The sequence below is a fragment of the Arthrobacter sp. P1_B9 genome (assembly GCF_056406495.1).
Genome location: NZ_JBFUAA010000004.1, coordinates 316,905 through 340,062 on the forward strand (window position 1 = coordinate 316,905; position 23,158 = coordinate 340,062).

26 protein-coding genes are annotated in these 23,158 nt (G+C 66.4%); 15 read left to right on the forward strand and 11 right to left on the reverse strand.

Annotated features, from left to right (window positions below):
- The first annotated feature begins 3 nt into the window (after positions 1 to 3).
- Together AC1D1A_RS08675 and AC1D1A_RS08680 are read left to right on the forward strand one after the other, a co-directional pair.
- Positions 4 to 1,269: an N-acetylglucosamine-6-phosphate deacetylase gene (locus AC1D1A_RS08675; RefSeq protein WP_476947530.1), complete on the forward strand. Its 1,266-nt coding sequence runs from the start codon at positions 4 to 6 to the stop codon at positions 1,267 to 1,269.
- A gap of 100 nt (positions 1,270 to 1,369) precedes the next feature.
- Complete coding sequence (locus AC1D1A_RS08680) at positions 1,370 to 1,963, forward strand: NADPH-dependent FMN reductase (protein WP_476947531.1); 594 nt, start codon at positions 1,370 to 1,372, stop codon at positions 1,961 to 1,963.
- A 56-nt stretch (positions 1,964 to 2,019) separates the two neighbouring features.
- Here AC1D1A_RS08680 and AC1D1A_RS08685 read toward each other — a convergent pair whose 3' ends face one another.
- A complete protein-coding gene (locus AC1D1A_RS08685) occupies positions 2,020 to 2,838 on the reverse strand; it encodes a GAF domain-containing protein (protein WP_476947532.1) in 819 nt (272 codons plus the stop codon).
- Between the two features lie 489 nt (positions 2,839 to 3,327).
- Between AC1D1A_RS08685 and AC1D1A_RS08690 the strand changes: the two genes are divergently transcribed.
- Positions 3,328 to 3,789 carry a hypothetical protein gene (locus tag AC1D1A_RS08690; protein ID WP_476947533.1) on the forward strand — a complete coding sequence of 154 codons (462 nt, stop codon included), beginning with the start codon at positions 3,328 to 3,330 and terminating at the stop codon, positions 3,787 to 3,789.
- Between the two features lie 41 nt (positions 3,790 to 3,830).
- On the opposite strand, the gene AC1D1A_RS08695 is transcribed toward AC1D1A_RS08690, so the two are convergent.
- A complete protein-coding gene (locus AC1D1A_RS08695) occupies positions 3,831 to 4,631 on the reverse strand; it encodes a glycoside hydrolase family 25 domain-containing protein (protein WP_476856060.1) in 801 nt (266 codons plus the stop codon).
- A gap of 147 nt (positions 4,632 to 4,778) precedes the next feature.
- Here AC1D1A_RS08695 and AC1D1A_RS08700 point away from each other — a divergent pair, with 147 nt between their 5' ends.
- On the forward strand, positions 4,779 to 5,654 hold the full coding sequence (locus AC1D1A_RS08700; protein ID WP_476947534.1) for a PhzF family phenazine biosynthesis protein: 876 nt from the start codon (positions 4,779 to 4,781) through the stop codon (positions 5,652 to 5,654).
- Here the strand turns inward: AC1D1A_RS08700 and AC1D1A_RS08705 are convergent, their stop codons facing one another.
- From AC1D1A_RS08705 to AC1D1A_RS08725, 5 genes are all read right to left on the reverse strand, one after another.
- Positions 5,655 to 7,268, reverse strand: coding sequence for a glycoside hydrolase family 32 protein (locus AC1D1A_RS08705; protein WP_476947535.1), 1,614 nt, complete (start codon positions 7,266 to 7,268; stop codon positions 5,655 to 5,657).
- A gap of 139 nt (positions 7,269 to 7,407) precedes the next feature.
- Positions 7,408 to 9,006 (reverse strand): glycoside hydrolase family 68 protein, encoded by a 1,599-nt coding sequence (locus AC1D1A_RS08710; RefSeq protein WP_476856058.1) that lies wholly within the window; start codon positions 9,004 to 9,006, stop codon positions 7,408 to 7,410.
- Positions 9,007 to 9,525: 519 nt separating this feature from the next.
- Complete coding sequence (locus tag AC1D1A_RS08715; protein WP_476849986.1) at positions 9,526 to 9,774, reverse strand: CDGSH iron-sulfur domain-containing protein; 249 nt, start codon at positions 9,772 to 9,774, stop codon at positions 9,526 to 9,528.
- A gap of 30 nt (positions 9,775 to 9,804) precedes the next feature.
- Entirely contained in the window at positions 9,805 to 10,869 is a 1,065-nt protein-coding gene (locus tag AC1D1A_RS08720) for an iron-containing redox enzyme family protein (RefSeq protein ID WP_476859570.1), read from the reverse strand.
- Positions 10,870 to 11,613: 744 nt separating this feature from the next.
- Positions 11,614 to 11,871: a hypothetical protein gene (locus AC1D1A_RS08725; protein WP_230010808.1), complete on the reverse strand. Its 258-nt coding sequence runs from the start codon at positions 11,869 to 11,871 to the stop codon at positions 11,614 to 11,616.
- A gap of 274 nt (positions 11,872 to 12,145) precedes the next feature.
- Between AC1D1A_RS08725 and AC1D1A_RS08730 the strand changes: the two genes are divergently transcribed.
- The gene (locus AC1D1A_RS08730) at positions 12,146 to 12,859 is read left to right on the forward strand and encodes a TetR/AcrR family transcriptional regulator C-terminal domain-containing protein (protein ID WP_476849988.1); all 714 of its coding nucleotides are present in this window, start codon (positions 12,146 to 12,148) and stop codon (positions 12,857 to 12,859) included.
- A gap of 21 nt (positions 12,860 to 12,880) precedes the next feature.
- Here AC1D1A_RS08730 and AC1D1A_RS08735 read toward each other — a convergent pair whose 3' ends face one another.
- Positions 12,881 to 13,357 carry a DUF4188 domain-containing protein gene (locus AC1D1A_RS08735; RefSeq protein ID WP_476947536.1) on the reverse strand — a complete coding sequence of 159 codons (477 nt, stop codon included), beginning with the start codon at positions 13,355 to 13,357 and terminating at the stop codon, positions 12,881 to 12,883.
- Positions 13,358 to 13,428: 71 nt separating this feature from the next.
- Here AC1D1A_RS08735 and AC1D1A_RS08740 point away from each other — a divergent pair, with 71 nt between their 5' ends.
- A complete protein-coding gene (locus tag AC1D1A_RS08740) occupies positions 13,429 to 14,046 on the forward strand; it encodes a MerR family transcriptional regulator (protein WP_476947537.1) in 618 nt (205 codons plus the stop codon).
- Here the strand turns inward: AC1D1A_RS08740 and AC1D1A_RS08745 are convergent.
- From AC1D1A_RS08745 to AC1D1A_RS08755, 3 genes are all read right to left on the reverse strand, one after another.
- Positions 14,043 to 14,528, reverse strand: coding sequence for an N-acetyltransferase family protein (locus AC1D1A_RS08745; protein ID WP_476932389.1), 486 nt, complete (start codon positions 14,526 to 14,528; stop codon positions 14,043 to 14,045). The genes AC1D1A_RS08740 and AC1D1A_RS08745 overlap by 4 nt on opposite strands.
- Before the next feature lie 32 nt (positions 14,529 to 14,560).
- The gene (locus AC1D1A_RS08750) at positions 14,561 to 14,911 is read right to left on the reverse strand and encodes an ArsR/SmtB family transcription factor (protein WP_459383543.1); all 351 of its coding nucleotides are present in this window, start codon (positions 14,909 to 14,911) and stop codon (positions 14,561 to 14,563) included.
- A gap of 118 nt (positions 14,912 to 15,029) precedes the next feature.
- On the reverse strand, positions 15,030 to 15,770 hold the full coding sequence (locus tag AC1D1A_RS08755; RefSeq protein ID WP_476947538.1) for an aquaporin: 741 nt from the start codon (positions 15,768 to 15,770) through the stop codon (positions 15,030 to 15,032).
- A gap of 45 nt (positions 15,771 to 15,815) precedes the next feature.
- On the opposite strand from AC1D1A_RS08755, the gene AC1D1A_RS08760 reads away from it, so the two are divergent.
- The 9 genes from AC1D1A_RS08760 (at position 15,816) to AC1D1A_RS08800 (ending at position 22,998) form a co-directional block, all read left to right on the forward strand.
- The gene (locus AC1D1A_RS08760) at positions 15,816 to 16,490 is read left to right on the forward strand and encodes an arsenate reductase/protein-tyrosine-phosphatase family protein (RefSeq protein ID WP_476947539.1); all 675 of its coding nucleotides are present in this window, start codon (positions 15,816 to 15,818) and stop codon (positions 16,488 to 16,490) included.
- A gap of 163 nt (positions 16,491 to 16,653) precedes the next feature.
- Positions 16,654 to 17,076 (forward strand): arsenate reductase ArsC, encoded by a 423-nt coding sequence (locus tag AC1D1A_RS08765; RefSeq protein WP_476849994.1) that lies wholly within the window; start codon positions 16,654 to 16,656, stop codon positions 17,074 to 17,076.
- A gap of 195 nt (positions 17,077 to 17,271) precedes the next feature.
- Positions 17,272 to 18,702: an FAD-dependent oxidoreductase gene (locus AC1D1A_RS08770; protein ID WP_476849995.1), complete on the forward strand. Its 1,431-nt coding sequence runs from the start codon at positions 17,272 to 17,274 to the stop codon at positions 18,700 to 18,702.
- Positions 18,699 to 19,121, forward strand: a complete 423-nt coding sequence (locus AC1D1A_RS08775) for an arsenate-mycothiol transferase ArsC (protein WP_476856052.1) — start codon at positions 18,699 to 18,701, stop codon at positions 19,119 to 19,121. Before AC1D1A_RS08770 ends, AC1D1A_RS08775 begins: the two co-directional genes overlap by 4 nt.
- 28 nt (positions 19,122 to 19,149) lie before the next feature.
- Entirely contained in the window at positions 19,150 to 19,692 is a 543-nt protein-coding gene (locus AC1D1A_RS08780) for a DinB family protein (protein WP_476947548.1), read from the forward strand.
- 69 nt (positions 19,693 to 19,761) lie between these two features.
- Positions 19,762 to 20,139 (forward strand): ArsR/SmtB family transcription factor, encoded by a 378-nt coding sequence (locus tag AC1D1A_RS08785; protein WP_223914797.1) that lies wholly within the window; start codon positions 19,762 to 19,764, stop codon positions 20,137 to 20,139.
- Positions 20,136 to 21,212, forward strand: coding sequence for a cation diffusion facilitator family transporter (locus tag AC1D1A_RS08790; protein WP_476947540.1), 1,077 nt, complete (start codon positions 20,136 to 20,138; stop codon positions 21,210 to 21,212). The genes AC1D1A_RS08785 and AC1D1A_RS08790 overlap by 4 nt, the downstream gene beginning before the upstream one ends.
- A gap of 114 nt (positions 21,213 to 21,326) precedes the next feature.
- Positions 21,327 to 22,241, forward strand: coding sequence for an alpha/beta fold hydrolase (locus AC1D1A_RS08795; RefSeq protein WP_476947541.1), 915 nt, complete (start codon positions 21,327 to 21,329; stop codon positions 22,239 to 22,241).
- 151 nt (positions 22,242 to 22,392) lie between these two features.
- The gene (locus AC1D1A_RS08800; protein WP_476947542.1) at positions 22,393 to 22,998 is read left to right on the forward strand and encodes a PadR family transcriptional regulator; all 606 of its coding nucleotides are present in this window, start codon (positions 22,393 to 22,395) and stop codon (positions 22,996 to 22,998) included.
- Positions 22,999 to 23,158 lie beyond the last annotated feature (160 nt).

Consider the following 23,158-nt stretch of genomic DNA (forward strand, 5'->3'; position numbering starts at 1 on the left):
ACCATGATCCTGCCCCTCGAGGACCGCGAAGCCGCCGCCCCTGCCTACATCCTGCGGGGTGCCCTCATCACGGACGGCGCCTGCACACCGGGCTGCGTGGTGGCGGTGAAAGGCGGCCGGATCGCCTACGCGGGACCCGGCGACGGCTTTGACGCCGCACATTTCCCGGATGCGGAGGAGCTCCCGCTGCCGCCCGGCAGCTCCCTGCTTCCCGGGCTTGTCGACCTCCATTGCCACGGCGCCGCGGGCGGCGGATTCCCGGCCGGCAATGACCGGGGCTGCCGGGCGGCCGTGGACTTCCTGCACCGCAACGGGACCACCACCCTCCTGGCGAGCCTCGTCACCGCCCCGGAAGATGAGCTGGTGGGGTCGCTCGGCGTACTCAACGTCCTGGCGGCCGAGGGACTGATCGCCGGCGTGCACTCCGAGGGGCCCTTCCTCTCCGCCGCCCGGTGCGGCGCGCAGGACCCGCGCTGGCTCCGCGCCCCCGACCCTGCGCTGCTCCGGCGGCTGGTGGCGGCGGCCGGCGGAGCCCTGCGGACCATGACGTACGCCCCCGAACTGCCCGGCGCGGGTGAGCTCCTCCGGATCCTCACGGACCACGGGGTGATCCCCTCGCTGGGCCATACCGATGCCGCTGCCCCCGTGGCCGCGGCCTCACTGGCGGAGGCCGCGGACCTCATCCGCGGGGGCGCGGCTTCCGGGGTCTTCGGGCCGCGGGCCCGGCCCACGGTGACCCATCTGTTCAACGGCATGCCTCCCCTGCATCACCGGAGTCCCGGACCGGCGGCCGCGTGCCTGCGGCTGGCGGCCGCCGGCACGGTCGTGGTCGAGCTCGTCGGCGACGGCGTCCACCTCGACCCGGAGACGGTCCGGATGGTCTTTGACCTGGTCGGAGCCGGGGGCATCGCGCTGGTGACGGACTCCATGGCGGCAACCGGGCTGCCCGACGGCGACTACGAACTCGGCCCCGCGGAAGTGGTGGTGCACGACGGCGTAGCCACCCTGCGGAGCAACGGCGCCCTTGCCGGGGGCACGGCGACCCTGTTGGAGGTTGTCCGCATGGCCATCGCGGCGGGGGTGAGTCCGGCCGACGCTGTCGCGGCGGCCACCCTGGGTCCGGCCCGGGTCCTGGGCCTGGAGACCGAGATCGGCGCCCTCCGGGCTGGAATGCGCGCCGATATCATCGCCGTTGACCCGGGCTTCGACCTCGTGGCCGTGCTGCGCGGCGGACGGATCCTGCCGGACCATCGACGTGCCGCGCGTTAGCCCCTGAACCCGCGGGGCCCACGGCGGTTGCGGAAGTTTCGAGCCCTTTGTTTTGTTGTTCTGAGTGTGGGCAAACATTACTTCCGGAAAGGAGCCCGCCATGATCCGCATCGCTATCGTGCTCGGGAGCACCCGGCCCGGTCGCCTCGGAAAGGCCGTCGCCGACTGGGTAAGTGCCCGGGCATCAGAACGCGGCGATGCCACCTTTGACGTCCTCGACGTCGCCGATTTTGATCTTCCGCTGCTGGACGAGCCGCTGCCACCCTCCCTCGGCCGGTACAGCCAGCCCTACACCAAGGCCTGGTCCGAAGCTGTCGACGGATTCGACGGCTACATCTTCGTCACGGGCGAGTACAACCACTCGATTCCCGGCGCACTGAAAAACGCTGTGGACTACCTCTACAAGGAGTGGAACAACAAGGCGGCCGGGTTTGTCAGCTACGGAAGCAGCGGCGGCATCCGCGCCGTCGAACACTTCCGCGGAGTGTCCGCGGAGCTGCAGATGGCCGACGTCCGGGCCCAGGTGGCGCTGCCCCTGGCCACGGAGTTCGCGAATTACCGCACTTTCATCCCGACGGCGGCCGCGGAAAAGAGCCTGCAGATCCTGTTTGACCAGGTGATCGCGTGGGCCGGCGCGCTGAAGGTCCTCCGGCCAGGTCATGCCCACGGAACAGAAGACGCCAGCGCGGCGTGACCCCTGCCCTGGCTGGGCCCGGTTTGCCGTCCCGCGGGCCGCGTGCCGGTGTCCGCCTACGCCGGAGTCCCCGTCCTGCGCCGCCGCCGCCGGACGGGGGGCGTGTCTCCGCCGTGTGGCGCCGCGGCATAGGGACTGGGCAGGGGCACGTTCTGGTCCGGAACGGAATCGGGGACCAGGACGTGGACCGTGGCGCCGGATGATTCCCGCGCGGCTCCGCCCGCGACGCTGCGCAGGTAGTCAAGCGCCCCTTCTTCGCTGAACCCGTACTCCCGCACCAGCGTCCGCAGCGCCAGCCCTGCCAGTGCCCGGGAGAGCTGCGCCGAAGAGAGATCTGCGCCGCCCCCGGACCTCAGCGCCAACTCCTGGACCAAACGCAGTGCACGGGAGATGTAGCGGGCCAGCCGAGCCGCTGCGATGATGTCTGCGCTGGTGAAGACGTGCGGCCACGCGGCGTACAGGTTCACGGCGGCATGGAAGACCGCTTGTGGTGCCAGTGGAACGGATACGAGGGACCGGACCCCGAAGGCTGCGGCAGCGCTGGCGTACCCGGGCCAGCGCCGCTCCAGGGAAGTGTCGCCCACGAACACATATTCGCCGGTTCGGACCGCCGTGCGGGCGGGCCCGTCATCGAAGGAACGCTGCGCCTCGTCGGCGGCCCGCGCCGGTGCGCTGCCCGCAGTCAGCGTGAGGGCCTCCGCGGACCCGACCAGTGTCACTGCCCAGCTGATCCCACGGCCGGGACCACCGATGTCGTCGACAAACTCGCTCACGGCTTCGCTGAGGAAGGCACCGACATCCGGGTCGTTGAAGTGCAGCTCCCAGAAGGAGGCATAACGATCCTGCCGGCCGTCTCCTGCAATTCCTTGGGTCATGTTCCACGCTCGAGATCAAAGCACGCAGCTCACTGCTGAACCGATGAAAACAGCATACGTCCGGGCGGACACCGCCGCGCCTCCCATTTGTCAGAGCCAGGGCCTCTGTCGTTTTGGTATGGTTCCGGGCTGTCCCGGCGACCTGTTTCGATGAACTGTTCCTCAGCTGTTCCGCTGAGCTGTTCCCGAGACAGCGGGAAATCTGCTTCAGCGCCGCGGCGGCCCAGGGAGGCTTTTAACATCCGCCCTGGACCGCCCGCCCCGGCTTCAACACCAGTCGCGGAGGACCCGTCCCGCCGTGGCACAACCATTAATACCCGCGTTCCGCAGGTCCCAAAAGGGCCTTTGGGCCCGTGCCGGCCGGCAGCGCACTACCGCCCATTTCACCCCCGGCGGATGAGGTCCGCACGCGCGTCCGGGCAGACGATGGATATGCCCTTCGATGCCCCACTGCTCGGGGGCGATCCCAGCTGGGAGAGGAGCCTCCAAATGTCAAGACCGCACGCAATCACCGTGGGATCCATCGCGCTTGCGACCGCCGTCGTACTGCTCACCGGATGCAGCCCCACGAGTCCGCCGGCTGCCACCCCAAACCCCACCGCGGCCATCTCGAGCCCGCCCGCGAGCGTGTCGGAAATCTGCGCTGCTGCCGATGCCCATGCCGCGGCCCTGGCGAATTTCAAGGCCACGCTCAAGCCGGACGCCACCATCGAGCAGGTGCGCGCGGCCCAAGACCAAGTCTCCAAGACCTATGAAGAGCTGGCCAAGGCAAGCGAGAACCTCGCCCAGCAACGGGCGGAGGCGGTTATGGCCGCCGAAGCCAAGTTCAATGCCGCAGTCGCCGCGGTGCCTGACAATGCCACGTTGACTCAAGCAGCTGATTCCCTCCGGGACGAAGCCTCCAACGTCGAGGCCGCGATCCGCGACCTCCGGACTGAGGTCAAGTGTTAGCGGTCTGACATGTCTTGTCCCAATCGGTGCCCGTTGGGCCCTCAGATACAGGAATGGTCGTAGTCGAATCCTCCCGACACGTACTGGGCAATGGTGACTTTCCCGCCGGCCGTCAGTGGCGCCTCGGAGCATTTGCGTTTTGCCACGGCGAGTGACTTCGCCCCGGCCAGCCAGCTGGGCAGCGTGTAAAGGTTGCTCGAGGACGGCACCGTTCCCACAATTTGGGTCCACTGCGTCTTGGCGGAGTAAAGGCCCGTTCGGGCTCCGACACTCGCGAAGTAGGCCGCCATCCCCTCCAGATCGGCACGGTTCGCCGCCGGGCGGGTTGACCAGCTGTTGCCGGTCTCGACATCGAGCCACCACGTGTAGGCCGCCGCGTTGCTTATCCCCCGGATGTTGGCATCGTCGTAGGCCTTGGCATAGCCGTACATGTAGGAGCAGGCTTCCTCGACTGAACCCTCGGTGCACTGTCCGTAGGGGTTGGCGACGGTGGTTCCTCCGTAGTTGTTGCTGGTAGGCCACCAGGATCCTGAAGTACCGGGGTTGGCGGTGTTCACGTAGAGCGCGACCAGGGGCTGGCCAGTCCCGCCGGTGGACGTCCCGGCCCAGGACAGCTGCGTCGCCAGACACGGGTTGGTGGTGTTGGCCAGCCCATTGTTCACGCCGACGACGGCGAACGTCTGGCCCCGGGGCAGCGTTTTGCCGCATTGGGGCCACGACACATCGTTGCCCGGGCCCGCAGCCCCGGCTGCGTGGGCCGGCGTTCCGGCCAGCATCAGCGCGAAGCTTGCGGCGGCCGCAAGGATCACCCGGCAACGCGAGGAAAAGGGTGCAAGGGACATGGTGGGCCTTCCCGTCGATGCTGCTGAGCAGTTAGCACAGCATGGACGCCGCAGGTTTGCCCGGTCAAGGCTTTCGGTAGTGAGTTCATGGGCCGGTCCGCCGGCGGCTCCCACAGACGCGGTGGCCCGGCATGGGAGGATCGGTGTATGGAAACCACCCCGGAGGTCCTGCGCTATGCGGCCTTTTCCACGACGCCCAACGGCGGAAATCCTGCAGGCCTGGTGCTGGATGCCCGTGATCTGGATGATGCCGGGATGCTGGCGGTGGCGGCCGCCGTCGGGTACGCAGAGACGGCTTTCGTGACGGAGCCGGGCATCGACGGCGACCCGCGCCGGAGCCGGGTTCGGTACTTCTCGCCGATCGCCGAGGTGCCATTCTGCGGGCATGCGACGATTGCGCTGGCCGTTGCGCTGAGCGCACGCGACGGGGCGGGCGCCTTCACCTTCGAGACCCCCGTCGGCCCCGTCCGCATAGAAACGGCGGGAGATGGTGCCGAGATCACGGCATCCTTCACGGGCGTTGAACCACAGCTGGCCGCCTTCGACGACGACGTCCTGGCTGAACTTCTTGGATTGCTCGGTTTCGGCCTGGACGATCTCGATCCGGCCTATCCGCCGCGGATCGCGTATTCGGGGAACTGGCATCCGGTGCTGGTCGTCGCGGACCGCTATCTTTTCGACTCCTTTTCCTTCGATCCGGAGGCCGTGCGCCGGCTGATGGACGCACAGGGCTGGGCCGCGACAGTGACCGTCCTGCACCCGATTGCAGATGGCGAATTCGAAGCCCGGAACCTGTTCCCCGTGGGTGCCATCACGGAGGACCCCGCCACCGGGGCGGCCGCGGCGGCCGTCGGCGCCTACCTGCGCATCCTGGGCCTGGTCGCTCCCCCGTCGAGAGTCCTCATCCACCAGGGACGGCACGTCGGCCGTCCGGGCCTGCTCACCGTGGACATTCCCGCTGCCGGCGGAATAGTGGTCAGCGGCAGGGCCGTCCGGATCCCCGCCGCTGCGGGCAACAGCTGATCACCGGGTGGAGGCCAAGCGCCGGTAGCTGAAGGACTTCAGCGTCAGCATGCCCCCTGCCGTGACGGCTTTGACCCCCGGCGTCCCCGCAGCGGGGAAAACGAGTGACGTCATGGTCTTTTCCCCGCCGTTGATGAAAACCTCCACCGAGCAATAGTCGACGAAAATCGTTAGCTCCACCGTCCCGTTCCGCGCTGGGCTGGCTGCGCGCCGCGATGCCCGATAGTCGGGGCTGAGTTCTGCCTTGCCGGTGGCGGCAACATCGGACTCCCGGGAGATGAATGCTGACTCGGTGGCGAAGTCGTATCCGACGGTGGCAAACGTGCCCCCGCCGCTTTCGAGTTTGATCCTGGCAACGGAACCGTCGTCCTGCGCTGTCCGCTCTAGAGTTACATCGAGCCGGTACGCCCCGCCTTCCGGGACCGGCAGTTGTCCTGCGCCATCCGGTGTCAGTCGACGTTCCCCGGTGGTTGCCGCGGGGCCTTCAAGGGATTTCATGGCAGTCGTGGGGCTCGACACCAGCGTTGGCTTTCCGTCGATTGTTTGCAGCCGTATGTCCCTCACTATGGAGTCGGCGCCGCCGTGCCAGTCCTGAGTGGGCAGCTGCCGGGCGTACTGCCAGTTGTTCATCCACCCGATGGCGTGCCGCGAGGACATCCGCTGGCTTTCGGTGAGCCTGGGATCATCCCACGTCACGGCGGCGTAGAAGTCGGAGCCGGCGTCGAGCCACTGGTGCGGCCCGTCAGACGGGGTGAATCGGGTTCCGTCCCATTCGCCAGTCCAGTAGGCAACGCCCGTGGTGAAGCCCTCTTCGCTCCCGTTGGCGCTGGCGGCCAGGACCCAGGTCCGTTTGGATGGATCACCGTCGAGATCCAACTGGAAAAGGTCCGGGCACTCCAGGACGCCCAGACCTTTGCGTTCGATGCCTGAGGCGTAGTGCCAGTCCAACAGGTTCGACGACGTATACATGCCGATCTTGTCGCCTTCGGCCAGGGCCATCACCCATTGGCCGTGGGCCGCATCCCGGATGATTTTGGGATCCCGCCAGTCCGGTTCGCCTGGGTTTTCCATGACCGGGTTCTGCGCATAGGCGGTGAAGGAGTATCCGTGGTCAGTGGAATAGAACAGGGACTGCCGCTGGATTCTCTGGTCCTGCTGCGTCATGACCGCAATGACAGCCCCCTTGCCAAAGCCGGCCGAATTGTCCTGGTCCACCACGGCGCTTCCGGTTTCGATGTCGCCCAGCCCGTTTTTGTACTTGGTGATCGCCACTCCCTCCTCCTTCCAGTGCACAAGGTCCGTGCTGGTCAGGTGGTACCACTCGGTGCCGTTCTCCTTCGGGTACCCGGCGTTGTAGAGGTAGTAGTAGTGCCACACGCCGTCGAGCAGGATGGGACGCTGCGGATCATTCATCCAGTTCTTCCCGGGCGTTATGTGATAGCTCGGCCGGAACTCGGATGCCCCCTCGGGCCGGTCGAAAGCTGGCTGCGCCTGCCCGGCGTGGCTCTGGGAACCCGGGCTGGATCCCGGCGAAGGGACCAGCGCCACCGCGATCAGAACGGCAGCGGCGGCGGCCACGGCGGCCACCATCCAGATCGTCCAATGGTTTTTCATGATTTAACATTCCTGGTTTTGGTGGAAGCCATCCCGCCCATCTATGGCCCGTCGGTCTAGGCCCTGTCGGTCCAGGGCCTGCGGGGGGACGGAAGCACCCGGAAATCCGGGTGCTTCCGTCTCATGACTGCCTACTGCACTACTTGTACAGCCCGGCACCGCCGACGTTGAGGTTCGTGGGCAGGTACCCGAACGGGCCCAGGCCGTTCTGGCCGAAGGTGCGGTCAACGGCCGAAACTCCGTTGCGGAAGTTGATCTTCACGGTGGGCGAGAGGGACCCGCCGCGGACGCCGTCCACGTTGTCGATAAAGGACTGCACCAGCCCGCCCGGCTGCACGTAGTGCGAGTAGGCCTGGAACTGGCGGCCGTTCTGGCGGGGATCCGGCCCTTCGGGCGCGTTGGCTGGCATATTCAGGTCCGTGGGGGATGCCAGCGTCAGGCCGCTGTTGTTCATGGGCTGGTAGTCGGAACGGACGCCGTCGCCCACAAAGCCGTAAACTCCGTCGGGGCCGCGCATTCCATCTGCATAGGTGAACTGGTGGCTGATGGTGAACAGGTAGTACTTGTTCTTGCCGCCCTCGCTCTGGATGAAGATCTGCGGACGCTCGGTCTGGTCGTTGACGCAGTTGGCGGACAGGATCGGCGGCAGGAAGTGCCATTTGGTCAGGTCTTTGTTGTCCGCCACGGCCAGGCCCACGTTGGCCGTCTGGAACCATGCACCGGTGGTGGCGTTGACGGTGTTCGCGGATTCGGCGCGGGGGTCCCCGGGCTGGTAGCCCAGGTCCTGCTCCGTGCACTTGTAGTCGCCCCGCTGGCCGCCGGTGTTGCCTTCGAAGACCATGAAGGTCTTGCCCGGGTGCGCCGGGTCTACGAACGTGTAGGGGTCCCGGAAGGCGAACCCTGGGTTCTGGGCCTTGTTCTGGTACATGACGCCGTCCGGCTCAAGGAGTTTGGTGTGCTCGAAGCCGTCGAAGCTCACGCCGTTCTTGTCAGCGTGGATGTTGCCCAGTGCCTTGGCGATCACGGCATCCGGGGCGATTCCGCCGCCGCCGGCGTTGCGCTCGGCAACGTCGTAGAACGTCGTTGCGGTGTAGAAGACGTTGACGTGGTTCCCCTGCATGAGGCGGGTGGAACCGGACCATTCGGTGTTGCCGACGGAGGTGTTGTCCAGGAACAGGTGTCCGCCGTAGTTCCACTTGTCCTTGGCCGGATCGGCGTTGGTCTTGCGGAAGAAATAGCCGATCCGGGCGTTCCAGTGCCGCTGGTCGAAGCCGTAGCCGGCGTGGCGGTCGGCAACGAGTGAGAAGATCACGTCCCAGCCCTTGTAGCTGATCTGGTTTGCGTTCTCGTCGGTCAGGGACCACGTGTCCCAAACCCAGACGTCGTCGTTCATGGCCGGGAAGTCCTGGGGGATTTCCGGCATGGTGACGTTCGGGCTCATGGAGTTCTGGCCCGGGGTTACGCTTGTGCTGCTTTGGGCCATGATCTGCTTGGCATCGGCACGCGTCCACTTGGAGGTGAAGGCCGCGGCTGGATCGAACGCCTGCTGGGTGTGCTTCGTGGGCAGGGGGAAGCCGGGTGTCGGAGCCGGCATCTGCCCGCCGCTCGGCGGATCCGAGGGCGTGTTTGCCTGGGCTGACGGAACGGCAAGGAAGACGGAGGCCGCCACGGCCGCCGCCAGTGCAGCGGCGACAGAACGCCACCGCAGCTTCCGGTGTGTATTGGGGTGCTCGTGCATTTTTGCTCTTCTCGCGGAGTTGAGACCATTCGTGGAAGACGGGCGTATGCCCTCATTCCCCGAAACTCCGGCAGCCCCGATGACACCGCAGGCGTCATCGAGGACGCCATCGTGTCGAGGGGACGGGACCTCGGTAGGGCCCCGTCGGTGGCCCGGGAGGGTGCTGACCTCCTGGACGTTCATCACCGTAGACAGTGCCGGCGAGGATTCAAAACCACATTTCAGACACCAAAACGGCTCATACCCCGGTCGATGTAAGCGCTTACACAAACTCTCCGCGCGCGTGCCACGACTCAAAGAGTGAGTCAAATATTTCCTAAAAAATATGCTTTCTTTTTCAAGTCGCCCGCTGTTTACCTGTTCGTTGCGCCGCGGCCGCCCTCACCCAGCCCACACTGCGGAGCACGACGCCGGCGCCTTGAGTGAGGCGCCGGGTGTCCAAAGCGTTCGTACTCCGGTCACCGGAGGCCACGAATCCGGCGATAAGTGCCACAGATCCCCAACCATTCCCGGGGTGCCTCACGTCGCTTCTCTCGTCCCCGGGGTGGCAGGGAATTCGGTTCGGAACCCGATCAATTTGTGGGTGCCGTCGCAGTAGGGTTTGATCGCGGACGCGCCGCAGCGGCACAGGGCGACTGTTTTGCGCGACCGCGGCACTGCTCCCCCGGACGGGGTGACGATCTCAAACTCGCCGCGGACCAGGATCGGTCCATCGGGACAAATAACAATGGCGGCGTCGTTGGACGATTCCTGCGGGTTCTGGTTCATAGATGCTCCCTGACTGGGTTCGTGCCCGGGTCAGACCCCGGCGGGGACAGGCGGCTTCAGCGACGACGTGCCGCTCTCCCACGCCCCCATGATGTGCGCGGTGAGTCGGGCGTCGATGGCGAGCACCGCCGTCGCGCCGAACAGGACGTCCGGAAGGAGATCCGGTTCTGCCTCCACGAGCCCTCCGGCGAGATCCCGGCCCGCGATCTGTTCGTGGACGGCGTCCGCTTCGACGTGCTCATCGAAGTACGCGGTCACATCGGCCCCGAATCCGAGACGCCGGAAACCGTTGCCGTACAGCTGATTCGGCCGGGAGGACGTCATCTCATAGATCGCCAGATGCCCTGCGATGGCTCCCCGCAGTCTGCGGTTCAGGCCGAAAAGGGACATCATGTTGACCGCGGCGAGAGAGATGGCCGGGACGGCATCCACATAGCCGCCGTAGACATCGTTCAGCCCCAGCCCTCGCATGGTCCGGGCGAAAAGTGCGCTGTGCATGCGGTCCGGGCGGCCTCCGCCGTACTCGTCAGCCTGTATCTCCACCAGCGCAGCCTTGGCCCGCCCGGTCAGCCTCGGGATCGCCCAGGTGTGCGGATCGGCTTCCTTGAGCTGATAGATCGATTTGTGGACCAGGAATTCACGGAGCTGCCCGAGGGTGGCCAGCTTCGCCACATGGCGGGACATGCCCGGTCCACCGTCCTGGCCCGCGAGCCCGAACAAAATGTCCGCCACCGCGTCGCTGTCCAGGCCGGCGGCAGGAGCAGGCTGGACTGATCCGGCGGACGAGCGGGCCACGGACCGCAGCTCCAGCTCGAACGGTCCCTCCAGCAGCTGCCGGAGTGCGATCAGCCCGGGGTTCCATTCCCAGCGGTCGTCCACCCCATCCAAGCCGCCGTAGTGCAGCTCGTAGAGGCAGAACAGGGTCAATTGCACATCGCCGTCGTCGATGATGTCGTCGGCGAGTGCCAGCTGCCCGTTGATGAGCTCGGTGAGATCGCGCAGCGTGCCCTGGGCTGCGGAATCATCTCCGGTCCCGTCGGCCAGAAGCCGGAAAAGGCCACGGCTTATGGGTCCGCGCGCGTCAGGGATCTTCATGTTTTCTCCTACGTGGGCCTCAGCGGTTTTGGCTGCGGCCGGTGAAAGTGCGTCGAAGTGAGCCCGCCCCGGGGTTACGGCCGGAGGGGCCCCAAGGGTGCAGCCCCTTAGCTGTTGCCGGTGTAGACGAGGCTGTCCGGGTCGACTTCGTTCGCCGGGGCATCCGCGAGTCCCTGCGGGGACAGATCCATGTCCATCAGCGCGGGTCGTTGATTGTGGGCCGCGGAGGCTCCGGTGGTGGCAGTGCTGTGGTTGAAAACGGTGTGCCCCTAATACTTTGTTGGATACAGACCCCGGAGGGTGCTGACTGTCACGGGCGGGGTATTTCCATCTGGAACCCGCACCGGCACCGGAGAACACGCGTCCGGAGATAGTCGCCCAGAACATCCGGGCTCCCGGCGTGTGTGGAAACCGCCCGGTGGGCACTTCGCCGCTCGGGGTCCACTGCGGACATCGGCTCCTGGCAGTGGCGGTAGGCGTCCTCCCGGTGCATGGCACCGCCGCTGTTCCCGTTCCGCGCCGGGATGATTGCGAGAAACGCCGCAGTCGTAGCTACCACGTGCGAGCTGCCGCAGTTGGTGCAGCTGATGGCGGCCGCGAGGGTTTCCTGCTGCGGATTCAAGGTGGCGACAGAGTCCAGGAGCAGGTGCCGGTCGGTCTCACATGTCGCACACCAAGGCCGCCGCCCTCGGGGCTGGTGGGCATCCCGGGGCAAGTACGTGCTTGACGTGATTGTCATCCGGGTCAGACCAGGCCCGGGTAGCTGGCCAGGATGTAGTCCGCCGCGGCTGGTCCTTTCATGCGGAGGCCGTTGCGCTTGGGATGGATCTGCTTTTCTTTCATGGCCGCCCAGAAGGCATCTTCGGGGCGGGGCGCGGTCTGGCTCAGGAAGCACCAGCTGGTGTAGAGCCCGTAGAGGCAGTCCCGGCCCAGTGCGTGGTCGGATGCAGGGTCCCGGGTGGTGGCTTCCTGCAGGAATTGGTCGTATTGGGAAGTTGCCATGAGTGGCTCGTTTCTTCGCGGTGCATTGTGTGCCGCCGTGTGGCTACAGCAGCTGAGCGTCAAGGCCATGCACGGGGCGATGAAGCAAGATCCCGCACTGCTGCGTCACCGCAGATCCGGGAATAAAGCGTTGCTGGGCTGGCGGTCCACATCCTGCGGAAACCAGCCAATGCAACTTCTCTACGATGTAGACTGTAGGCGTAGACTACACATTAAGCAACCGGCTTTTCATCCCGGAACTGTAACCACTCTCTACCGACCCGAACGGAAAACCATGTCGCCCGAAGAGCACCCGGCGCCCCCTGCGGCTCCCGGCAAGAAGGCTCGCCTCAGCCGGGAGATTGTCCTGTCGACGGCACTGGCACTGGTGGACGCCGAGGGACTCGACGCCCTCACCATGCGCAGGCTCGGGCAGGAACTCGGGCGGGATCCCATGAGCCTGTACCGCTACGCCGCCAACCGCGCAGCCCTGCTGGACGGCGTCTCAGAACTCGTGCTGAACGAACTGGCCATCATTCCCGATGATCCCGACTGGCAGTCGCAGCTCCGGCGCATTGCCCACGACCTGCGGCTCCTGGCGCTCCGGCACCCCAACGTCGTGCCCCTCCTCGTGACCCGCCCCCTGTCAACGCCCCTGGGCCTGCGGCCGCTGGGAACATTGCGTCCGCTGGAGCAGATCCTGTCCCTGCTGATCGACGCCGGATTCGCCCCCGTTGACGCATTGCACGTCTACCGCGCCTACTACGGATACCTCTACGGGCACATCCTCAACGAACTGCAGGAATTCGTCGTCGACCCCGAGGAAAATGAGGCCCTTCTCCGGCTGGGGCTGCACCGCCTGCCACCGAAGGAATTCCCCCGCCTCCGCGCCCTCGCCCCGGTCCTCGCCGACTACGACGGGATGGCCGAACTGGATGAGGGAATCACCATCCTGCTCTCGGGGCTCGCGGCCCGCTGCCGTATGCCGGATTCCCCGACCAAACCATGATCCGGAAAGGCATCGGTCATCTCAGCCCGGGTTGGACAGCCGGTCCTTCGCCTGCTGGCTTCCGGGCCCCACGGGCAGAAGCTCTGTGGCCTGCGCGAGACCCTCGGTAGGCATAGAGACATACATGCTCTCGGCCCTGCTTACCTGGAAGGTCTCATGCCAGATGCCGACAGCTTTTGGGACCTTCCTTGCCTGGCGGTTGAAGGCAGCCCACGCGGGCCTGTGCTCGGATTGGGGCGCACTTGCGTAGGCATACAGCTTGTCCACCGAGTCCCAGTACTGCACAATGACCGGCCCGCCGGCTCCGAGGGCAAACCGGCAACCAAGGAGGCCGGACCCCGGCTCCCGGAAGAGTTCGGTCAGCATCCGGGGCATCGCAAGGAACACCGGCAGCCAGAGATCCGGACGCCAGGGACTGTTGATGCGCATGCCGATGAGGAAGACCACCAAATCACCGGAATGGCGGTGAGTGAAACGTCCAGCATTGATGCGTGCCATACTATTCTCCTAACTGGATACCACTACTCCCCAATATTGGCGAGTGCGACTATCCAAGTCAAGGAGAATCTTTGCGCATCTCACAGCTGGCCGCCGCTACTGAGATTCCGGTGGCCACCATCAAGTACTACCTTCGGGAGAAATTGCTTCACGAGGGCGTGCTGACGTCCGCGACGCAGGCCCGCTACGACGACTCGCATGTTCGGCGGCTGAAGCTCATCCGGGCACTCATTGGGACCGCCGGGCTCAGCATCAGCGCCACCCGCCAGGTGCTGCTTGGCCTGGAGAGCCCGCCGGAGTCAGGCCACGATCTGCTCGGAATTGCGCACCACGCGGTCACCCGGACCGCACCGGACGACGTCGACCTTTCCTCGGCACAGCGGCTCCTGGACCGCTGGGGATGGGGCGCGGAGACATGCGACCGCGATACGCAGGCCGCCCTGGTGGAGGCCCTGCGCGGGCTCTCAGATGCCGGGTTCGATGCGTCGGCTGCGCTCTTGGACCGCTACGCCGCGGCAATGCGGGACATCGCCGCGGCCGACCTCGAAAGTGTCCCCACCGATTCGGCCGAGGCCGCAATGAGGCACGTGGTTCTTGGGACACTGCTGATGGAACCGGTACTCCTGGCCATGCGCCGGCTTGCCCAGCAAAGCGCATCCTTCCAGCGGTTCGGCGGGGCGGGGTCCTAGACGACCGGGGAGCGCCGCTCGATCAGCACCGTGTCCCGCCATTGCCCTTCGCTGGGGCCGTAGCTCATGCGGGCAATGCGGTTCCGCCGGCCGACGACGGCAAATCCGTTCGCGAGGTGGAGCTTCAGGCTTGCTTCGTTTTCGGGGAAGACACTGGCCTGGATCGTCCAGATCCCGCATCGTTCGGTCGATGCGGCCAAGGCCTGAAGCAGCGCGGCCCCGACTCCCTTGCCGCGGGCTTCCGCGGCGACGTAGACGGAGTGTTCGACCACGCCGGCATAAACGGGCCGCGCTGACACCGCGGCGACAGCCGCCCAGCCAAGGATCCCGCCCTCGGGAGCCTCGGCGACGAGGCGGTGCGCGGGAAGCCGGGAACTGGTGAAGCGTTCCCAGTCCGGCACTTCCGCCTCAAAGGTGGCGTGGCCGGTGGCGATTCCTTCGCGGTAGATTCCCCGGACGGCCGCCCAATCGTCCTCGTGCATGGAGCGGATCGTCACCGCGGACTGTTGCGCGGTCACAGCGTCGCCAGGAGCCCGGCCGTCTGCTCGAGCGCGCCGGGCACCAGGGAGTAGTAGGCCCAGGTGCCGCGCTTTTCACGGTGCAGCAGCCCGGCCTCGACCAGGACCTTCAGGTGGTGGGAGACCGTGGGCTGGCCCAGGTCCAGCGGCTCGGTGAGGTCGCAGACGCATGCCTCCCCTGACTCGCCAGCTTTGACGATGGAGAGCAGCCGGAGCCGGTTCGGGTCGGCCAGCGCCTTGAAAACCAGGGCCCTCTGCTGGGCTTCCTCGGCACCCAGGGCAGGGGGCCCTGCCGGGGTGCAGCAGGATTCATCCGTGGCCGGCTCGAGTACAGGCAACAACTTCATGTACCCATTATGCCCTGATATTGACAATCATCAATGTATGGGCGCGGGAGCTCGGGTCGGTCGACCCGGCGCAGATCCGCTTTGGGTGGGGGCGGCATTGTTCGGCTGCCGGCCAAGGCTAGGAGCGGGCGGTTTCGGCACTGTGCGCCAGGACGACGCCGTCCGCGATGCGGGCCGCGGCCGGGAACAGGATGAGGAGAAGGCCAATTCCTATTGCTGCGCCGATCAGCTGCGCCAGAACGTAGCCTGGAACTGAGGCCGGTGCGATGCCGGCGAAGGTGTCGCTGAAGATGCGGCCCACCGTCACTGCCGGATTCGCGAACGAGGTCGAGGACGTGAACCAGTACGCGGCTCCGATGTAGGCGCCCACCGCCGGCGCGGCAAGGGCGCCGCGGGAGGTGGCAGCCAAGGCGAAGATCAGCAGGACCAGTCCCGCAGTGGCGACAACTTCACCCAGGAGATGCCCCGGTGTTGCCCGCTCCTTGGACGAGATGGAGGTGCCCACCTCAAACATGGCGTTCGCGACCATACTGCCGCTGACCGCACCCACGGTCTGGGCAACCACATAGGTGCCCAGCTCCGGCAGGGTCAGGCCGGTACCGGCGCGTCGGCCCAGGATCCAGTCGGCGAGGGAGACCACGGGGTTGAAATGCGCGCCGCTCACAGGCCCGAGCACCAGGATCAGCACCGTCAGGCCCAGCACTGTGGCGGTGCTGTTCTGCAGCAGCTGCAGGCCAACGTCACTGGGTGAGAGCTGCTGCGCGGCGATCCCGGAGCCGACGACGATGGCCACGAGCAGGCTGGTACCGAGCAGTTCGGCGATGGCGCGGCGCCACAGCGGCGGCTGGTTTGAAGTCATGGCAACAGCTTGATCCAAGGAACTAATTCAGTCAAAATTGAATCAATGAATATTGAGGCAGCAGAGGACTTTCGGGCGCGGGCAGCCAGGCACGCAGCCCTCGGCGATCCTGCGCGGCTGCGCATCGTTGATCTGCTGACCCTCGGGGACTTCTCCCCGACGGAGCTGCAGGCCGAGCTGGGGATGCCGTCGAATCTGCTGTCCCACCATCTGCGCACGCTGGAAGATGCCGGACTGGCAACCCGCCACCGCTCCGAAGCCGACCGGCGCCGCAGCTATATCCGGCTTGCTGCCGGCGCTCTGGAGGGCCTGGTGCCGGGGGCCGAACACGGGGCGCGCCGCGTCCTGTTTGTCTGCACACGAAACAGCGCCAGGTCCCAACTGGCCGCCGCTCTCTGGCAGCAGGTCAGTGAAATTCCCTCGACGTCGGCGGGAACGCATCCCGCAGACCGCATCGCCCAAGGCGCTATCGACGTCGCCCGCCGTCATGGCCTGGACCTTGCGGACCTTCCCCCGCGCACCCTGATCCAGGTGGCAGACGAGGGCGACTTCATCGTGACCGTCTGCGACAAGGCCCACGAGGAACTGCCCGGATTGGCTGGAATCCACTGGTCGGTGCCGGACCCGCTGCGCCCGGGCACCAAAGAAGCTTTCGACATGGCGTTCAACGACATCACCCGCCGCATCAATGACCTTGCACCCCGCGTAACCGCCGCCTAGGTCCGTCGCAGAAATCCGCCGGGAACAAATATTGACATTCATCAATCTATAGCCCGATACTCTCTATATCGATCATCATCAATGTTCGGTTGAGAGTTTCAAACCGGGCGCAAGACTCCAGACTGTATCGCCCACTCACCTCATTGATTCCAGGAGAAACCCCGTGAGCACAGAAACCGCCAAGAAGCCCTCCGTCCTCTTCGTCTGCGTCCACAACGCCGGCCGCTCCCAGATGGCCGCCGCCTTCCTCACCACCCTCGGGGAGGGCCGGATCGAGGTCCGCTCCGCCGGATCCCAGCCCGCGGACAAGGTCAACCCGGCAGCCGTGGAGGCCATGGCGGAGCTCGGCATCGACATGTCCGCCGAAATCCCGAAGATCCTCACCACGGAGGCCGTGAAGGAATCCGACGTCGTGATCACGATGGGCTGCGGCGACGAATGCCCCTACTTCCCCGGCAAGCGCTACGAGGACTGGGTCCTGGAGGATCCGGCAGGCCAGGGCGTGGAAGCCGTACGCCCGATCCGCGACGAGATCAAGACCCGCATCGAGGACCTGATCGAGTCCCTGACCCCTGCCGCCAAGTAAGGGCCAGCACCACACGTCTGACAGAGGACGGAGAGGGGGTGAGCTGAATGAACACCGGATGCTGCAGCGACGGATGCTGCGACGACGAGGATCAGGACTGCTGCTAACCCAACACCGGCGCCTGCCGGCCCAACCCCGGCCGGCAGGGCCAACCGAAAACAACCGCAACACCACAACGGATGAAAGAGGACACCCATGGATTTGACGAAGAACCTTCCCGTTGCCGTGATCGGCGCCGGCCCCGTGGGACTGGCCGCCGCGGCCCACCTGATCGAACGCGGACTCGAACCGCTGATCTTCGAAGCCGGCCCCTCCGCCGGCGCCGCGATCGAGCAGTGGCGCCACATCCGGCTGTTCTCACCGTGGCGGTTCAACATCGATGCCGCCGCCGTTCGCCTGCTCGAAGCCGCTGGCTGGGAGGCGCCCCGGCCCACCGCGCTGCCCTACGGCGGGGAACTCATCGATCGGTACCTGGCCCCGCTGGCCGCGCTCCCGGCCATCAGCTCCCGGCTGCAGACCGGCGCCAGAGTCATCGCCGTCACCCGCACAGGCATGGACAAGACCCACACCCGTAACCGCGAGATCACACCGTTCGTCGTCCGCGTCCAGCACCAGGACGGGGGAACCCGCGACCACACCGTGGCCGGGGTCATTGACGCCTCGGGCACCTGGTCCACCCGCAACCCGCTGGGGACCTCCGGGCTTACCGCCATCGGCGAGGACTCCGCCGCGGACCGGATCTCCTCGCCGCTCCCTGACGTGACGGGCCGTGACCGTGGCGCTTTCGCCGGACGCCGTGTCCTGGTCGTCGGCGCCGGCCACTCCGCCGCCAACACCCTGATCAGCCTCGCGGACCTGGCCAAGGACGAACCGGGCACCCGGATCCTCTGGGCGGTCCGCGGCGCGTCCGCCGAGAAAGTCTACGGCGGCGGCGACGCTGACGGGCTGCCCGCCCGCGGCCAGCTCGGTGCCCGCCTGCGCCGCCTCGTCGAGGCCGGGACCATCGAACTGCACAGCGGTTTCGGCATTGCTTCCCTCAAAGCCCTGGATTCCGGCGTGACCGTGGAATCCGTTGACGGACGCACCCTCGAGGCCGACGTCGTCGTCCCCTGCACCGGCTTCCGCCCGGACCTGGACATCCTGCGCGAACTCCGCCTGAACCTCGACCCGGCCGTCGAAGCACCCGTGGAGCTCGGCCCGCTCATCGATCCGGAGTTCCACTCCTGCGGCACTGTTGCACCGCACGGCGCCAGGCTCCTGGCCCACCCGGACAAGGACTTCTACATCGTCGGCATGAAGTCCTACGGCCGTGCGCCAACATTCCTGCTCGCCACCGGCTACGAACAGGTCCGCTCCGTCGCCGCGGCCCTGGCCGGCGACCGCGAGGCCGCGGACACCGTCCAGCTCGAACTCCCCGAAACCGGCGTCTGCTCCTCCGACGCCGGCACCAGCTGCGACGTTCCGGCGGCCGCCGCCACCGCATCAGAGTCCTCGTGCTGCGCCGCTCCCGAGCCGGTGCTCGTCGGCTTCCCCACCGGACTGTCCCACGGACGCTCCGGCGAAGACCGACCGGCCGCATCACTGCTCCACGAACCCAGCTCAGAGAAGGAAGAATCAAACGCATGACCGAGACCACGAAAACGCCCACCGTCCTGTTCGTTTGCAGCAAGAACGGCGGAAAGTCCCAGCTCGCCGCAGGTTTGATGAACCATCTGGCCGATGGGAGCGTCACGGTGCACTCCGCCGGGACCAAGCCCGGTCAGTCGCTGAACCCCCAGGCCGTGGAGTCTCTGAATGAACTCGGCATCGGCATCACCGGCGAATACCCCAAGCCCGTCACCGACGAGGTCCTGGACGCGGCCGACGTCGTCATCGTCTTGGGCAACCAGGCTAAGGTCGAGCCCCGCGAGGGCCAGCGGCTCGAGTTCTGGGATACGGACGAGCCCTCCGAACGCGGCATCGAAGGCATGGAGCGCATGCGCCTGGTCCGGGACGACATCATGGCCCGGGTCCGGAAACTGCATGCGGAGCTGGCTGGAAACTGACCGGGCCCGCGACACCGGAGGGCACATTGTGGAGCCGACGATGGACGAAATCCTGGCCGGGTACAGCCGCGCCCGCCGCCACCTCGACGCCCTGCTGCAGGACGCGGCGCCCAAGGACCTCGGCCGCAAAAGTGCGGGCACCCGCTGGACCAACGAGGAACTGCTCTTCCACATGGTCTTCGGCTACATGGTGGTCCGCGCCTTGCTTCCGCTGGTCCACGTCGTCAGCCGGCTCCCCCGCCCGGCGGGCCGGGCATTCGCTGCTGTCCTCAACGCGGGCACCGGTCCTTTTGATGTGGTGAACTACTGGGGCTCCCGGGCCGCCGCCCTCGTCTACAACAGGCGCAGGATGAGCCGGAAACTGGATAAAACCATCGCCGCGCTCTCCCGCCGGCTCGAACATGAGAACCCGCAGTCCCTCGCCAGGTCGATGCCGTTCCCCGACAGGTGGGACCCCTTCTTCACGCCGCTGATGACGCTCAACGATGTTTACGCCTACCCCACGCTTCATTTCGACTTCCACGCCAAGCAGTTGAGCCTTCGGCATCCGGACGCGCCGGAATCGTCCTGATGGCCACTAACGGTATCCCGTTGATTCGATCGTCTTGAGTGGAGCGGGGTTATATGTAAGTATCTGCGTATGAATGCAGATAATAAGGCTTGCGCGCTCACCGCGGACAGCCAGTACGTCGAGCTGGCCGTGGAGGTGTTTGCCATGCTGGCCGACGCCACCCGGGTCAGGCTCATCCTGGCCCTGCGCCACGGTGAACTGCCCGTCAACGTACTGGCCGAAAAGGCCGGGAAATCGGCGGCTGCGGTCTCCCAGCATCTGGCCAAGATGCGGCTGGCGCGCATGGTCGCCACCCGCCAGGAAGGCACCAAGGTCTACTACCGCCTGCAGGACGGGCACGCCTGGCAGCTCGTGGCCGACGCCATCCACCAGGCCGAACACACCCTCGGCACGGCCCCGCATCACAGCACAGCCCCGCACAGCCCCACAAGGGAGGCCGGCGCATGAACCGGCCCCCGCACCCCGGCCACGATGTCCACCCGCACGCGCACGGACATGCCCACGACGACGGCCATCACCACGACCACGGCCCGCACGGCCATGTCCACGCGACCGGTTTCAAGGGGTGGCTGCAGGAGCTCTTCGTGCCCCACTCCCATGACTCGGCCGACTCGATCGACTCCGTCCTGGAGACAAGTTCCCAGGGCATTCGCGCCGTCAAGGTCTCCCTGCTCGGACTGGGGGCCACGTCGCTGTTCCAGCTGGTCATCGTCCTCATCAGTGGCTCCGTGGCGTTGCTGGCGGACACGGTCCACAATTTTTCCGATGCCCTGACCGCCGTTCCGCTGTGGATCGCCTTTCTGCTCGGACGCCGCCGCGCGACCCGGACGTACACCTACGGCTTCGGCCGCGCCGAGGACCTCGCAGGGCTGTTCATTGTGGCGATGATCGCGCTCTCCGCCGTGGTGGCCGCCGTCGAATCCATCCGGCGCTTCTTCGAACCCCAACCCGTCCAGAACCTGGGCTGGGTGCTCGCCGCCGGCCTCGTGGGCTTTGCCGGCAACGAACTGGTCGCGATCTACAGGATCCGCGTGGGACGGCGGATCGGGTCCGCCGCGCTCGTCGCCGATGGCATTCATGCCCGCACCGACGGCTTCACCTCGCTGGCCGTCGTCGCCGGAGTCATCGGCATATGGCTCGGATTTCCGCTTGCAGATCCGATCGTGGGCCTGCTCATCTCCGCAGCCATCGCCGTGCTCCTCTGGGGAACCATTCGCGACATCGGGCGCAGGCTCATGGACGGCGTGGACCCGAACCTTACGGAACGCCTGGCGGCGGTTGTCACTGCCCACGCCCCCGCGGGCGCAACATCCCGGCTGCGCTGGTCCGGCCACCGGCTTCACGTCGAGGTCTCCATCCCCCTGACCACGATCACCGACCTGGGCGAACTTGCCACAATCCACGACGAAATCGAGCACGCCACCCGCCACGCACTCCCGAACGTGGGATCCGTGACAACGGTCCCCACGTTCGGCCAGGCCGAGACGGCCGGACCACCGCCTCCCCCGAGCCACGGATAACGGCGGCCTCGGAGGCCCTGATCCGCACCGGCCTCCACCGCCTGGAGCCTCGCGTCCGGTCCTGCGCCCCCGCCGCTCCGAATCACCTTCAAAGTCCACGAACAGAAGGTGACCATGGGTGTTCAGCAGGAAACCGCAAGTACGGGGGCTGCCACGCTGCGGCGGCGCACCCTTGCCACGGAGCTGGGCCCCTGCACGGTGCATGTCCAGGAGGGCACCGGGGGCCCGCACGCCGTATCCGGGACGGCGGATGTCTACCTCCATGGCGCCGCGGGCTCCTGGACGTCCTTCCGGGAGCTTCTTTACCCGGCGCCGGCACATGACCGGGTGCTGATAGACCTGCCGGGCTGGGGCGAGTCCACGCAGGACGCCCGGATGGCGCATTTGAGCATCGAAGCGATGGCACGCGCCGTCACCGGTACTTTGACCTCGCTCGGCTACCGGCGGTGGAACCTGGTGGGCCACTCCATGGGAGGCTTCCTGGCATTGCACATCGCCGCGGCGTGGCCCGGGCGGACCGCCAGCGTGACGGCGATTTCGGCGACCACGTTCGGCGTGTCCGAAGCGGCCGGCAAGCCACTGCGCAGCCTGTTCCGGTTCCCGATGTTTCTGGGCATGCTGCTGGCCATGCGCGCCGCGGCAGCCCTCGGCCCGGCAGGGCCCGCGCTGGTCCGTGCAATCGGGTCTACCGCCGTGATGCGGCCGCTGTTGTCCCCGTTTTTCGCAGAACCCGCATCCATCTCCGCGGGGGTGCTTCGAGGGCTTGGCGAGGACGCCCGGCCGGCCGGTTTCTCCGCGGCAGCCCGGGCCGCTGCGCACTACGATTTTGGCCAGTGGCGGGGCATTCTGTGTCCGGTGCTGGCGATCCGCGGGGACAGCGATGTGTTCACTCCACCCTCTGACCTGCTCCGGCTGGCCGCGATAATCCCACGCGTCCAGATGGTGACACTCCCGCATTGCGGCCACTTCGCGAACATCGAACGGCCCGAGCATGTGCAACGGCTGCTCGATGACCTGCTGTGTCAGTGACCTGTACACCAGCGGCTGGCAGCGTCCGTGAGTCAGCGGATGCGGGGTGAATCGACTCTTGACCGCCGATACTCACCGATATATCGTTAATTATCGCCGAACAATCGGCGACCATTATTGATTTCAACTGATTGGGAAGGTCGATGCCGCTATGAAAGGCATGCATGACGACAAATTCACGGAGGGCGGACCCGCCCAGGCACGCTTCGGGCGCGGCAGGAGCCGCCGCGGCCCCCACGGACACGGTGGTTTCGGACCGGGCCGCGGGTTTGGACCGGGTTTCGGACCGGGCTTCGGACCGGGTTTTGGCCCCGGCGGGTCGCGGCGGGCCAGCAGGGGCGATGTTCGTTCGGCGATTCTGTCCCTCTTGGCCGAATCACCGTCCAACGGCTACGGGCTGATCAAGACCATTGCGGAAAAAACCTCGGGCGCCTGGCGTCCGAGCCCGGGGTCCGTCTACCCGACGCTCCAGCAGCTCGTTGATGAAGAGCTCATTGCGCCCGTAGGTGATGGCCGGCGCACCGAGTTCACCCTCACCGATGCGGGCAAGGCCTACGTGGCCGATCACGCCGAGGAGCTGGGGAACGCCTGGAACACCGACCCGGAGGGATCCGGGCCGGCGTTTCACCAAAGCGTCGGAAAACTCATGGGAGTCATCCACCAATTCCGCTTCTCGGCAACCGAGGAACAACGCAGTGCCGCAATGACGGTAATCGATGACACCCGCCGCGCGCTCTACCGCATTCTTGCCGACTAACACCGCCGCTTCTGCCGGCGCACTGCCACCGCTGCCAATGGTCCGTGCCCGAATAACTCCGGATGGCGGCATTTGTATTCTGGAACCGTGATCGCCTGACCTGGATTGTTGTCCCGGAGCCGGGAATGGCCCGGACCATCCCAAATGGCCCCCGCTTTCC

Coding starts and splice junctions, on each gene's coding strand:
- AC1D1A_RS08675 (WP_476947530.1), top strand. CDS start 4: ATGATCCTGCCCCTCGAGGACCGCGAAGCCGCCGCCCCTGCCTACATC.
- AC1D1A_RS08680 (WP_476947531.1), top strand. CDS start 1,370: ATGATCCGCATCGCTATCGTGCTCGGGAGCACCCGGCCCGGTCGCCTC.
- AC1D1A_RS08685 (WP_476947532.1), bottom strand. CDS start 2,838: ATGACCCAAGGAATTGCAGGAGACGGCCGGCAGGATCGTTATGCCTCC.
- AC1D1A_RS08690 (WP_476947533.1), top strand. CDS start 3,328: ATGTCAAGACCGCACGCAATCACCGTGGGATCCATCGCGCTTGCGACC.
- AC1D1A_RS08695 (WP_476856060.1), bottom strand. CDS start 4,631: ATGTCCCTTGCACCCTTTTCCTCGCGTTGCCGGGTGATCCTTGCGGCC.
- AC1D1A_RS08700 (WP_476947534.1), top strand. CDS start 4,779: ATGGAAACCACCCCGGAGGTCCTGCGCTATGCGGCCTTTTCCACGACG.
- AC1D1A_RS08705 (WP_476947535.1), bottom strand. CDS start 7,268: ATGAAAAACCATTGGACGATCTGGATGGTGGCCGCCGTGGCCGCCGCC.
- AC1D1A_RS08710 (WP_476856058.1), bottom strand. CDS start 9,006: ATGCACGAGCACCCCAATACACACCGGAAGCTGCGGTGGCGTTCTGTC.
- AC1D1A_RS08715 (WP_476849986.1), bottom strand. CDS start 9,774: ATGAACCAGAACCCGCAGGAATCGTCCAACGACGCCGCCATTGTTATT.
- AC1D1A_RS08720 (WP_476859570.1), bottom strand. CDS start 10,869: ATGAAGATCCCTGACGCGCGCGGACCCATAAGCCGTGGCCTTTTCCGG.
- AC1D1A_RS08725 (WP_230010808.1), bottom strand. CDS start 11,871: ATGGCAACTTCCCAATACGACCAATTCCTGCAGGAAGCCACCACCCGG.
- AC1D1A_RS08730 (WP_476849988.1), top strand. CDS start 12,146: ATGTCGCCCGAAGAGCACCCGGCGCCCCCTGCGGCTCCCGGCAAGAAG.
- AC1D1A_RS08735 (WP_476947536.1), bottom strand. CDS start 13,357: ATGGCACGCATCAATGCTGGACGTTTCACTCACCGCCATTCCGGTGAT.
- AC1D1A_RS08745 (WP_476932389.1), bottom strand. CDS start 14,528: ATGCACGAGGACGATTGGGCGGCCGTCCGGGGAATCTACCGCGAAGGA.
- AC1D1A_RS08750 (WP_459383543.1), bottom strand. CDS start 14,911: ATGAAGTTGTTGCCTGTACTCGAGCCGGCCACGGATGAATCCTGCTGC.
- AC1D1A_RS08755 (WP_476947538.1), bottom strand. CDS start 15,770: ATGACTTCAAACCAGCCGCCGCTGTGGCGCCGCGCCATCGCCGAACTG.
- AC1D1A_RS08760 (WP_476947539.1), top strand. CDS start 15,816: ATGAATATTGAGGCAGCAGAGGACTTTCGGGCGCGGGCAGCCAGGCAC.
- AC1D1A_RS08770 (WP_476849995.1), top strand. CDS start 17,272: ATGGATTTGACGAAGAACCTTCCCGTTGCCGTGATCGGCGCCGGCCCC.
- AC1D1A_RS08775 (WP_476856052.1), top strand. CDS start 18,699: ATGACCGAGACCACGAAAACGCCCACCGTCCTGTTCGTTTGCAGCAAG.
- AC1D1A_RS08785 (WP_223914797.1), top strand. CDS start 19,762: ATGAATGCAGATAATAAGGCTTGCGCGCTCACCGCGGACAGCCAGTAC.
- AC1D1A_RS08790 (WP_476947540.1), top strand. CDS start 20,136: ATGAACCGGCCCCCGCACCCCGGCCACGATGTCCACCCGCACGCGCAC.
- AC1D1A_RS08795 (WP_476947541.1), top strand. CDS start 21,327: ATGGGTGTTCAGCAGGAAACCGCAAGTACGGGGGCTGCCACGCTGCGG.
- AC1D1A_RS08800 (WP_476947542.1), top strand. CDS start 22,393: ATGAAAGGCATGCATGACGACAAATTCACGGAGGGCGGACCCGCCCAG.